This is a genomic window from Amycolatopsis sp. NPDC051045 (assembly GCF_040682955.1).
Lineage (GTDB): Bacteria > Actinomycetota > Actinomycetes > Mycobacteriales > Pseudonocardiaceae > Amycolatopsis.
Genome location: NZ_JBFBCC010000007.1, coordinates 230,297 through 240,636, shown reverse-complemented (window position 1 = coordinate 240,636; position 10,340 = coordinate 230,297). Strand labels below are relative to the sequence as shown.

Sequence of the window (10,340 nt, the reverse complement as noted above, 5' to 3'; positions counted from 1 at the left end):
TAGACCCAATGGCGGAAGCGTGTCCCGCAGGCAAGACAGGCGCAACAACCGGCCCGGAGGGGTGATTCCCGCTGGTCGAACCGCAGCGCGCCGACTTTGCCGGCTCCTGTCGCGCCGGGAACGCCGGAACACGAACGCGTTCCCCGCCGGTCAGCTGAACAGCGACAGGTCGACGGAGCCGGCCAGCGCCCGGTACCCCGCGTCGCTGCCGTGCAGGTGGTCGCCGGAGTGGAAGCCGTCTCTGATTCGGCTCGGGTGGGCCGGATTGCGCCAGACGGCGTCGAAGTCCAGCACCGCGTCGAAGGCGCCGCCGGTGCGGATCCAGTCGTTGACCACCCGGCGTGCCTTCTCGCTCTCCGGGGTGTACAGCTGCGCGCCCTCGTAAGGCGCGATCGTCGTGGCGTAGACCCGCACGCCGCGGTCGCGCGCCCGGGCGGCCAGCCGGCGGTAGCCGTCGATCACGTCGTCCGTCGTCACCGGGGCGCCGGGGAACATCTTCAGGAAATCGGCGAGCGAACCGTCGTCGCGGGGGGCGGACGAAATGGCGATGTCGTTGCCGCCCATGGAAAGCACCACGCAGCCGAGGCCGGGCGTCGCCAGCACGTCACGGTCGAAGCGGGCCGACGCGGCCGGACCGATGCCGTCGTGGAGCAGCCGGTTGCCGCTGATGCCCTGGTTGACGACGTAGCCGGCGGCTCCGAGCCGCTCGGCCAGCAGCTCCGGCCAGCTGTGGTGGGTGTCCGGCGTCGAACCGGCGCCGTCGGTGCGGGAATCACCGAGCACGACGATCGTCTCGGCCGGGGCCTCGGGGAGCACCTCGACGGCGGAGAGCAGCGCCCGCACCGGCAAGACCCCGGCACCCTCCGGCAGAGCGGGGGCGGCCACGGCGTCGCCCGGGATCGTCCAGCCGGTGTCCAGGGCCGGGTCGTGGCACGTGCAGGTTTCCACGCGCTCCGGCAGGTAGAGGCTGATGGACAGCTCGGCGAGCGCGGCCAGGGACAGGTCGACCGGATCACTGAGCACCGGCGCGCCGGCCGGAACGGTGACGGCCGGCGCGCCGGAGAAGGTCAGCACGCGCTCGCTGCCCGCCTGCACCGCGCCGCCGGGCGCCGCGAGGCCCACCCGCGCCGGGCCGAGGGTGACGGGCGCGGTCCCGAACTCGTTGGTGAAGCGGATGCGCACCCGGTGCCCGCCGCCGCTGATGCGCACCACCTGGCGCAGCGTCACGTCGGCCAGCGGCGGGTGGTCGTCGAGCGAGCCGAGCCCGTCGTGGGCCGCCTGGGGCGAGGCACCCCAGGTGCGGACCCAGCCGCCGGCGTTGTTCGTGTCGGTCATCGTGGCCTCCGGTGTCGGTGGTGGACGAGCGAAGGCTGCGGCAGGCCGCTCACACGGGACGCACACGGCGCTGACACCGCCGCCCTGGTTCGAGGTCGCGCGGGCGAGCGCGCGAAGATCGGGGAATGGACGGGCGTGCACGGCTTCGCATCACGCTGCTCGGCCCGTTCCGGGTTTCGAGTGGTGACGCCGTCCTGCCCGTGCCGGGCGCGCGGTTGCAGGGCCTGCTCGTCCGGCTGGCGCTCGCCGGGGGCCGCGCGGTCGAGCCGGACGTGCTGGTGGACGCCGTGTGGGGCGAGGAGCCGCCGTCCGGACCCGCCTCCGCCCTGCAGACCCTCGTCTCCCGGCTGCGCCGCGCCCTGGTGCCGGCCGGTGACGTGGTCTCGCAGGGCACGGGCGGCTACCGGCTGGCGGTGGACGCCGCCGACGTCGACGCGCTGCGCTTCGAGCAGCTCACCGCGGCCGGCCGGGAAGAGCTGCGGGCCGGCGACCCGGAACCCGCGAGTGCCGCGCTCGCCGAGGCCGTGGCGCTGTGGGGAGGCCGGGCCGGCGCCGAGCCCGCGGTCATCGCCGCGGTCGCCCCCACGGTCGCGACCCGGTTGGCGCAGTTGTCGGTCGAGGCGGTCGCCGATCTTGCGGGCGCCGAGTCGGCGCTGGGGCACGCCGAGACGGCCGCGGCCCGGCTGACCGGGCTGCTGGCCGAGCACCCGGTCCACGAGCGGGCCGCCGCGCTGCTGATGGACGCGCTCGCCACGCAAGGGCGGCAGGCCGAGGCGCTGGGCGTCTACGAGCGGGTCCGCCGGACGCTGGCCGAGGTGCTCGGCGCCGACCCGGGCACCGCCCTGCGGGAACGCCACCTGCGCCTGCTCCGCCCCGCCCGGCCACCCGCGACGGATCCGCACGCGGCCGCCGGACCCGAGCGGATCCGGCCGTCCGCCCTGCCCGCGTCGCTGACCAGCTTCATCGGCCGCGACGACGACCTCGCCCGCATCGGCGCCCTGCTCACCACCGGCCGCCTGGTCACCGTCCTCGGCCCCGGCGGCGCCGGGAAAACCCGGCTCGCACTGGAGGCCGCGCGCCACCACCGCGGCGAATACCGCGACGGCGCCTGGCTCGTCGACCTCGCACCCGTCACCGAACCGGCGAAGATCGTCCCGGCCGTGCTCGCCGCCATCGGGCTGCGGGGCGGCGCGATGCTCGACGCCCGCAGGCGAGCCGAGGGTGACGAGCGGGACGTTCTCGTCGGCGAGCTCGGCGGCCGGGAGAGCTTGCTGCTGCTCGACAACTGCGAGCACCTGATCGAGGCCGTGGCCCACCTGGTCGCGATGCTGCTCCCCCGCTGCCCCGGGTTGCGGGTGCTCGCCACCAGCCGCGAACCCCTCGCGGTGGACGGCGAGGCACTCGTGCCGCTGGGCCCGCTCGCGCTGCCCGCGCCGGACGCCGGCGTCGAACAGGCCCGCGAGGTGGCCTCGGTGCGCCTGTTCACCGAGCGGGCCGCCGCCGTGCGCCCCGGTTTCGCCGTCGACGACACCACGCTGCCCGACATCGTGCGCGTGGTGCACGGTCTGGACGGCCTGCCGCTGGCCCTGGAACTGGCCGCCGCCCGGTTGCGGACGCTGGCCCTGCCCGACCTGGCCGGCGGGCTCGCCGACCGGTTCCGGCTCCTCACCACCGGCAGCCGCACCGCCCCGGCCCGGCACCGCACCCTGCGCGCGGTCATCGCCTGGAGCTGGGAGCTGCTCGACGAACACGAGCGGACCGTCGCGGAACGGATCGCCGTCCTGCCGGGCGGTGTCACCCCCGCCTCGGCCGCGGCCGTCTGCGCCGGCACGACCGTGCCCCCCGACGGGATTCCCGAACTGCTCGCCGCCCTCGTCGACCGGTCGCTGCTGCAGCTGGCGCCCGGAACCGGCCGCTACCGCATGCTCGAAACGATCCGCGAGTACGGCATCGACCGCCTGACCGGCACCGGCGACCTCGACGTGGCCCGCGACCTGGCCGCCGCCCACTTCACCGAGCTGATGACCCGCCAGGACCCCCGGCTGCGCGGCCCGCACCAGCTGAGCGCCATGCAGGTCATCACGGCCGAGTACGACAACACCCTCGCCGCCCTGCGCCACCGGTGCGCCACCCATGACTCGTCCGCCGCGATCACCTTGGCCTTGGCCCTGGCCTGGTACTGGCAGATGCTCGGCCGCCACTCCGACGCCGGTTACTGGCTGGGCGAGGCCCTGGCGGTGCCCGGCGGCCGGCCGACCCCCGAACGCGACTGCGCCCGGGCCGTCCGCCTGCTCAGCCGCGCGGACATCCTGTCCGGGCTCACCGCCGGGGAAGCGGCGGACGACCGGGCGGAGATGCGTGCGCTGGCCGATCGGCTGCTCGCGCATCCGCGGCTGCCGAACCACTACCGTGCCTTCGGCCCGGTCCTGCTCCTCCTGCTGGAGGAGGAATCCGCGTCGGCGTTGTTCCGGCGCCTGGCCGAGGGCGACGACGGGTGGCTGGCCGGGCTGGCCCACATGTTCCAGGCCGAGATCGCCGAGAACGCGGGGGTGCCGGCCCGGGTGCGCGTCCACGTGGAGGCGGCCTTGGCCTGCTTCCGGCGGGCCGGCGACCGGTGGGGCCAGGCGGCGACCCTGCCGATGCGCGCCCAGCTGCGTCGCTACGACGACCTCGACGGCGCGCTCGCCGACCTGCGCGAGGCCGGGACGCTGGCGGCCGAGTTCGGCTCGCTCAGCCTCGGCGACCGGCTCTACACCGACCTGCGCTGGATCGACCTGCACCTGCGGCGCGACGACACCGGCCGGGCCATGGCGATGATCGGCGCCGCCCGCGAGCGGGTGCTGCGCTCGTCCTCGGCGGAGCTGCTGGTCGTGATCGACGCGCAGGAGGCCGCCTTGCGGGTACGGCTCGGCGACCTGGACCGGGCCGGCGCCCTGCTCGACGACGCCGAACGCGGTCTGCTCGGCGACACCGCGTTCCCCGCCGACCACGCGCGGACGCTGGCCGGCAGCGCCCGGGCCGCGTTCTGCCTGGCCCGGGACGACCGGCCGGGCGCGGACAAGGCGTTGCGCGGGGCGTACGCGGCCGCGCTGGCCACCCGCGACCTGCCGATCCTGTCGCTGGTGACGGTGCAGACGTCCGCGCTCGCCGAAGCGCTCGGGCGGCCGCGCGAGTCGGCCGTGCTGCTCGGGGCCGCCGCCCGGCTGCGGGGTGCGCACGACCACACCGATCCCCTGATCCGCGAGCTCACCCGCCGGGGCCGGGCCGCGCTGGGCGCGGAAGAGTTCGCCGCGGCGTACGCGAACGGCTGGGAACCGGACGCGAAGACCGCCGTGACCGCAGCCGACCCGGCCCGGCTCGCGGAGCCCTTCGGCGAAAGCTGACGCGTCGGCGGCGTGCGCGCCGTGTGCGGCTCGTGTGAGCGGCGGCGGTCAGTCTCGGCGTACCTCAAGGACGTCCGTCGAGAAGGAGTTTCGCCGTGGACGACGTAGTGATCGTGGGAGCCGGCCCGGTCGGCCTGTTCCTCGCCTGCGAGCTCGGCCTCGCGGGCTGCTCGGTGCTGGTGCTGGAACGGGAGCCGCAGCTGCGTTCGCCGTGGCGGAGCTTCCCGCTCGGCATGCGGGGCCTGTCCGGCGGATCGGTCGAGGCGTTCTACCGCCGCGGGATGCTGCCACCGCTGCTGACCGCGTCGGGCGTGGACGAATTGCCCGGCGCCGACGAGCCGGCACCCCCGCGGTCGGTCGGCCACTTCGCCGGTACGCCCCTCGACCCGGCCGACGTCGACCTCTCCCGTTTCCCCTTCCGGCTTCCCGGCCCGGCGATGGACGGCATCATGACCAGCCTCGACGCGGTGCAGACGGTGCTGGCCGAGCGGGCCGGCGAGCTCGGCGCCGAGATCCGGCGCGGCGTCGCCGTCACGGCCATCGCCCAGGACGGCGAAACCGTCGTCGTCCGGGCCGGCGAGCACCGGTACCCGGCCCGCTGGGTCGTCGGCTGCGATGGCGGACGCAGTACGGTGCGCCGGCTCGCGGGCTTCGCCTTCGCCGGCACCGAGCCGCAGTTCACCGGCTACCTCGCGCTGGCCACGCTCGCCGATCCCGGGAAGCTGCGCCGGGGCTTCACCCTGACCCCGGCGGGCATGTACGTCACGATGTCCGAGCCGGGTCACCTCGGCGTGCTGGACTTCGACGGCGGCGCGTACGACCGGTCCCGGCCGGTGACCCGCGAACACCTCCAGGCGGTGCTGCGCCGCGTCTCCGGCACCGACGCGACGCTCGACGAGGTGCACTTCGCCTCCAGCTTCACCGACCGGGCGATGCAGACGACCACCTACCGCCGCGGCCGCGTCCTGCTCGCCGGCGACGCCGCGCACATCCATTCGCCGCTGGGCGGGCAGGGCCTCAACCTCGGCATCGGCGACGCCGTGAACCTCGGCTGGAAGCTCGCGGCGACGGTGTGCGGGCACGCGCCGGAAGGCCTGCTCGACACCTACACCGCCGAACGCCACCCGGTCGGTGCGCGGGTGCTCGGCTGGTCGCGCGCCCAAGTGGCGATCATGCGGCCGGATCCGCACTCGCGGGCGATCCAGGCCGTGGTGCGCGACCTGCTGACGACCCGCGACGGCACCACGTACGTCTTCGAGCGCACCTCGGGGACGTCGATCCGCTACGAACTCGGCGGCGAGCAGCCACTGACCGGCCACAACGCGCCGGACTTCGCCCTGGCCGACGGCACCCGCCTCGGCGACCTGATGCGGGACGGCCGCGGCGTCGCCCTCGACTTCAGCGCCGACGGACGCCTGCGCGACGTGGCCCTGCGCCACGCCGGCCGGATCCGGTACGCGGCCGGCCCGGCGCGCGACGACCTCGGCTTCGGCGCCGTCCTGGTCCGGCCGGACGGCATCGTCGCCTGGACCGGCGCTCGCTCCCCGGACCGCGGCTCGTTCGAACACGCCGTCACCCGGTGGTTCCGCGCCCCTGTCCCGGTGGAGGCCGACCACGGGACGGCCGCCGGTGGGCGGCGGCGGGGCTAGTGCACGTGCGACTGCCAGTCGGCGGGGACCCGGCCCTCCGGACCCGGCACCGGCTGCGTGACCGGCCGGTGCTCCGGGGGCGCCAGGGCCGGACCGTCGTAGGCCTCGCCCGTCTCGAAGCTGTAGAACCAGTCCTCGCCCGGTTCGAAGCTGCGGATCAGCGGGTGCCCGGTCGCCTGGTGGTGCGCGGTCGCGTGCTGGGCCGGTGAGGTGTCACAGCAGCCGATGTGGCCGCACTGGGCGCAGCGGCGCAGGTGCACCCACCAGCCGTCCACGGCCAGGCACTCCGCGCAGCCCGTGCCGCTCGGCGGTGCGGTGACGTCGATTCCTTCGAGTTCGGCCATGCCGACAGTCTGCCCCGAACGCGGACGACGCGCACCGAGGCCCCGGCTCGGTGCGCGGCCGCGCCGGGTTCGGCGATCGGCACACCCGCGGCGATCAGCCCGCTGCCGGCGCCCGCCGCAGCCCTCTTCGCCTGGCGTGGGGGCCGCCGCGCAGTCGACGGCCACCGGGCACCCCCAGGCGTCCCACTGTCTACAATGCACTCCGGCTGGGCCGGCAGGCCCCGGCCCGCGCCTGGGAGTTGAGCACGCCATGCCGTTCACCGCGTCGCGCGCCGTGATCCGCCGGACCGAACGCTGGTTCCTCCAGCGCGGGATGCCGACGATGATCGACGGCTACGGCTTCTTCTCGCACATCCTGCCGCGGATGCTCCCGGCGCTCGCGTTCGTGACCTTCGCCAGCCTCGCCTGGCTCGTCCCCCTCAAGACCGCCGGCTCCGGTCGCTGGATCCTCCTCGGCATCGTGTTCGTGGTGACCCTGACGGCGTGGTTCGCCGTGTCGGCGTTCACCCGGCGCATGCCGAGCTTCTCCCGGCCGGCCACCATCGCCATCCTCGCGGCCTACGCCACGATGCCCGTCGCGGTGCCCCTGCTGCAGCTCGCCTTCGACGGCACCATCACCCCGCCCGGCTCCCGCGCCCTCGGCCTCCTCGGGTTCGTCCTGTTCTTCGCCGCCGCGTTCGCCGCGACGCTGCTGGCCACGACCTACGGCTTCGGCACCCTGCTGCGCCAGGCTCTCCGGCACACGGTCTACGACCTCCGCAACAGCGTCCACGTCCTCGGCCGCGCCCTGCCCGTCCTGCTCTTCGCCACCCTGTTCCTGTTCTTCACCAGCGAACTCTGGCAGCTGATGAACCAGCTCCCCTGGTGGCGGCTGGCCCTCGTCGTCGCCCTCTTCGCCGCGGTCACCGTCCTCGCCGCCGCGGCCCGGCTCCGCGACGAAACCGGCCGGGTCGAGCAGGACCTCCGCCCGGCCATGCTGACCGCGGCGTGCCAGGGCACGCCCCTGGCGGAGGTCCCGATCACCGAGGGCGCGGTCCGCGCGGTCACCCTCAACGGGCGGCAGAAACGCAACCTGCTGGTCATGCTCGCCACCCGCCAGCTCATGCAGGCGGTGGTGATCGGCGCGGCCCTGTTCGCGTTCTTCCTCGTGCTGGGCTTGATCGTCGTGACGCCCGGAGTCGCCGAACAGTGGGTCACGGCCGCACCGGAGTATTCGAAGGTGTTTCCCGCCGTCCCGGTCGCCCTGCTGCGCAACGCCACCCTGCTCGCGGCCTTCGGCAGCATGTACTTCGCCGTCACGTCGATGAGCGACGCCGACCACCGGCGGCAGTTCTTCGCCCCGATCATCGACGAGATCGAACGCACCCTCGCCGTGCGCGCCGTCTACCTCGCCCGCCTCCGTTAGGGCGATCACCCGCCGGAGCCGAAGAGGATGTGCCGCAGCACGCGGGTCAAGTGCTCGGTGAGCACGGGGACGGGCATCTCGGCGAGCGGCCCGGTCCGGGCGATGTACCGGTTGACCGTCACGCCGATGAGCTGCGCACCGAGCATCGCGACGCGCGCGGCGACGTCCGGGCCCTGGATGACCTCGCGGTAGGCCCGGATGCTGCTCGCCTCCATCGCGCCGTAGAGCTTGGCGGCCGCCTGCTGGTCCGAGGCGATGCTGCGCAGCAGGACCACGAGGGGGTCGACGGCGGCGTTGGCCTCCATCCGTTCCACGTAGGCGCGCGCGACGCGGTCCGGCAGCGTTTCCGGGTCGCCGGCGATCACCTCGTCGAGCTCCCGGTGGCCCGGCACGGCGGCGAGGAACAGCTGCTCCTTCGACCCGAACTGCCGCAGGACGAGGCCGTGGGTGACCCCGGCGCGCGCGGCGATCTCCCGCACCGTCGCCCGGGCGAACCCGCGTTCGCCGAAGCACGTGCGGGCCGCGTCCAGGATGGCCTGGCGGTGGCCTTCCGGATCGCGCCGGTGGGGGCGTCGGTTCATGCCACCCAATTTACCCACTGGTCAGCAAGCGCCTATCCTCGTTAATGACCAAGTGGTCAATAGGATTGAGGGAGCTCATGAGCACGATGATGATCATCGGCGGCACCGACGGGCTGGGCCGCTTCATCGCCCGGCGGCACGCGGACCGGGGCGGCACCGTGGTGATCGCCGGACGCGACGCGGGCCGCGCCGAGACCGTCGCCAAGGAGATCGGGCCCGCGGTGACCGGCTTCGGCCTGGACCTCGCCCGGCCGGAGACGATCGCCGCCTCGGCCGCCGAGGTGCCGCCGCTCGACCACCTGGTGATCACGGCCAGCCACCAGCGCCCGAACACGCTGCAGAACTTCGACATCGCCGAGGCCATCACCGCGGTGACCACCAAGCTGGTCGGCTACACGGAAGCCGTCAGAGTGCTGCGGGAGCGCTTCACCCCGGACGCCTCGGTCGTCCTCTTCGGCGGCTTGGCCAAGGAGCGGCCCTACCCGGGCTCCACCGTCGTCACCACCTTCAACAGCGCCGTCACCGGACTGGTGAAGACACTCGCCGTCGAGCTCGCCCCGCACCGGGTCAACGCGCTGCACCCGGGCCTGGTGGGCGACAGTCCCCGATGGCGCGACGCCGACCTCGGTCACCAGGCCGAGCGCACGCCGATCGGGCGCCTGGTCACCATGGACGAGATCGCCGACGCCACCGAGTTCCTGCTCCGCAACGGCGGGATCAACGGCCACGACCTCTTCGTCGACGGCGGCTTCCTCACCCGCTGACGCCGGGTATCGCCGACGTCCGTCCAATGTGGACGTACGGCGGGCCGCGGTGGGCTTTCCCCGCCACCAGTGCGCGCTCCGGCGGACGGTGCTTCTGCGCGACGACGGCGACCGGGAGGCCAGGCGATGGACGTGCCGCAGGATCACCTTGCCGAACAGGACGCCGTCCGGCGGGTCGACGACGTCACCGGCGCGCTGGAACGGCTGAGCACCACCCTGGAGCAGGACGAGGAACTGCCGGTGGTGCTGCAGCGGGTGTGCCGGCAGGCGGTGCACGCGGTGCCGGAAGCCGACATGGCCAGCATCACTCTGGTGCGTGATGGCGGGCCCTACACGGCGACGTCGACCGGCGACGAGGCGCGCCGGATCGATCAGGCGCAGTACGACGCCGGTCAGGGCCCGTGCCTGGAGGCGGCCCGCGCCGGGACGGTCCAGCGCGTCAAGGTGAGCGAGGCGGCCGGCCGGTGGCCGGAGTTCACCGCCGCGGCCGGCGAGACCGCGGTGGCCGGTTACCTGTCCGCGCCGTTGTCCATCGACCGCGAGTACCAGGGCTCGCTCAACCTCTACAGCGCCGGCGACGAAGGGTTCGGCGCCCTGGACGCGGCCCTGCTGGAGCTGTACACCACCGCGGCGGAGGCCGCCCTGCGCGCGGCCCGCCGCTACGTGACCGCCCGGGAAACCGTGGGGCAGCTGCGTAGCGCGTTGACCTCGCGGGCCGTCATCGACCAGGCGAAGGGCATGTTGATGGCCGTGCACCGCATCTCCGAGGACGACGCGTTCGGCCTGCCGGCCAAGCAGTCTCAGGAGCAGAACGTGAAGCTGCGCGAGGTCGCCGAGCGGTTCGTCGCCGACGTCCTGAACTCCTGAGCCGGGCCGGCC

8 protein-coding genes are annotated in these 10,340 nt (G+C 74.4%); 5 read left to right on the top strand and 3 right to left on the bottom strand.

What is annotated here, in order from left to right; all coding sequences use genetic code 11:
• Positions 1 to 150: 150 nt before the first annotated feature.
• Positions 151 to 1,335 carry an SGNH/GDSL hydrolase family protein gene (locus tag AB0M80_RS19275; RefSeq protein WP_364566258.1) on the bottom strand — a complete coding sequence of 395 codons (1,185 nt, stop codon included), beginning with the start codon at positions 1,333 to 1,335 and terminating at the stop codon, positions 151 to 153.
• A 125-nt stretch (positions 1,336 to 1,460) separates the two neighbouring features.
• Here AB0M80_RS19275 and AB0M80_RS19270 point away from each other — a divergent pair, with 125 nt between their 5' ends.
• Positions 1,461 to 4,718 (top strand): BTAD domain-containing putative transcriptional regulator, encoded by a 3,258-nt coding sequence (locus AB0M80_RS19270; RefSeq protein ID WP_364566255.1) that lies wholly within the window; start codon positions 1,461 to 1,463, stop codon positions 4,716 to 4,718.
• Between the two features lie 95 nt (positions 4,719 to 4,813).
• The gene (locus AB0M80_RS19265) at positions 4,814 to 6,367 is read left to right on the top strand and encodes an FAD-dependent monooxygenase (RefSeq protein ID WP_364566252.1); all 1,554 of its coding nucleotides are present in this window, start codon (positions 4,814 to 4,816) and stop codon (positions 6,365 to 6,367) included.
• Here the strand turns inward: AB0M80_RS19265 and AB0M80_RS19260 are convergent.
• Entirely contained in the window at positions 6,364 to 6,711 is a 348-nt protein-coding gene (locus AB0M80_RS19260; RefSeq protein ID WP_364566250.1) for a UBP-type zinc finger domain-containing protein, read from the bottom strand. The two genes, AB0M80_RS19265 and AB0M80_RS19260, sit on opposite strands and share 4 nt — an antisense overlap.
• Before the next feature lie 250 nt (positions 6,712 to 6,961).
• On the opposite strand from AB0M80_RS19260, the gene AB0M80_RS19255 reads away from it, so the two are divergent.
• On the top strand, positions 6,962 to 8,116 hold the full coding sequence (locus AB0M80_RS19255; RefSeq protein WP_364566248.1) for a hypothetical protein: 1,155 nt from the start codon (positions 6,962 to 6,964) through the stop codon (positions 8,114 to 8,116).
• 5 nt (positions 8,117 to 8,121) lie between these two features.
• Here AB0M80_RS19255 and AB0M80_RS19250 read toward each other — a convergent pair whose 3' ends face one another.
• Positions 8,122 to 8,697 (bottom strand): TetR family transcriptional regulator, encoded by a 576-nt coding sequence (locus AB0M80_RS19250; RefSeq protein ID WP_364566246.1) that lies wholly within the window; start codon positions 8,695 to 8,697, stop codon positions 8,122 to 8,124.
• Positions 8,698 to 8,774: 77 nt separating this feature from the next.
• On the opposite strand from AB0M80_RS19250, the gene AB0M80_RS19245 reads away from it, so the two are divergent.
• Positions 8,775 to 9,461 (top strand): SDR family oxidoreductase, encoded by a 687-nt coding sequence (locus AB0M80_RS19245; protein WP_364566244.1) that lies wholly within the window; start codon positions 8,775 to 8,777, stop codon positions 9,459 to 9,461.
• 126 nt (positions 9,462 to 9,587) lie between these two features.
• The gene (locus tag AB0M80_RS19240; RefSeq protein ID WP_364566242.1) at positions 9,588 to 10,328 is read left to right on the top strand and encodes a GAF and ANTAR domain-containing protein; all 741 of its coding nucleotides are present in this window, start codon (positions 9,588 to 9,590) and stop codon (positions 10,326 to 10,328) included.
• Positions 10,329 to 10,340: the final 12 nt, after the last annotated feature.

What these genes read in the sequence shown, in the direction of transcription:
- AB0M80_RS19255 (WP_364566248.1), top strand. Translation starts at nt 6,962, where the DNA reads ATGCCGTTCACCGCGTCGCGCGCCGTGATCCGCCGGACCGAACGCTGG.
- AB0M80_RS19245 (WP_364566244.1), top strand. Translation starts at nt 8,775, where the DNA reads ATGAGCACGATGATGATCATCGGCGGCACCGACGGGCTGGGCCGCTTC.
- AB0M80_RS19270 (WP_364566255.1), top strand. Translation starts at nt 1,461, where the DNA reads ATGGACGGGCGTGCACGGCTTCGCATCACGCTGCTCGGCCCGTTCCGG.
- AB0M80_RS19260 (WP_364566250.1), bottom strand. Translation starts at nt 6,711, where the DNA reads ATGGCCGAACTCGAAGGAATCGACGTCACCGCACCGCCGAGCGGCACG.
- AB0M80_RS19240 (WP_364566242.1), top strand. Translation starts at nt 9,588, where the DNA reads ATGGACGTGCCGCAGGATCACCTTGCCGAACAGGACGCCGTCCGGCGG.
- AB0M80_RS19250 (WP_364566246.1), bottom strand. Translation starts at nt 8,697, where the DNA reads ATGAACCGACGCCCCCACCGGCGCGATCCGGAAGGCCACCGCCAGGCC.
- AB0M80_RS19275 (WP_364566258.1), bottom strand. Translation starts at nt 1,335, where the DNA reads ATGACCGACACGAACAACGCCGGCGGCTGGGTCCGCACCTGGGGTGCC.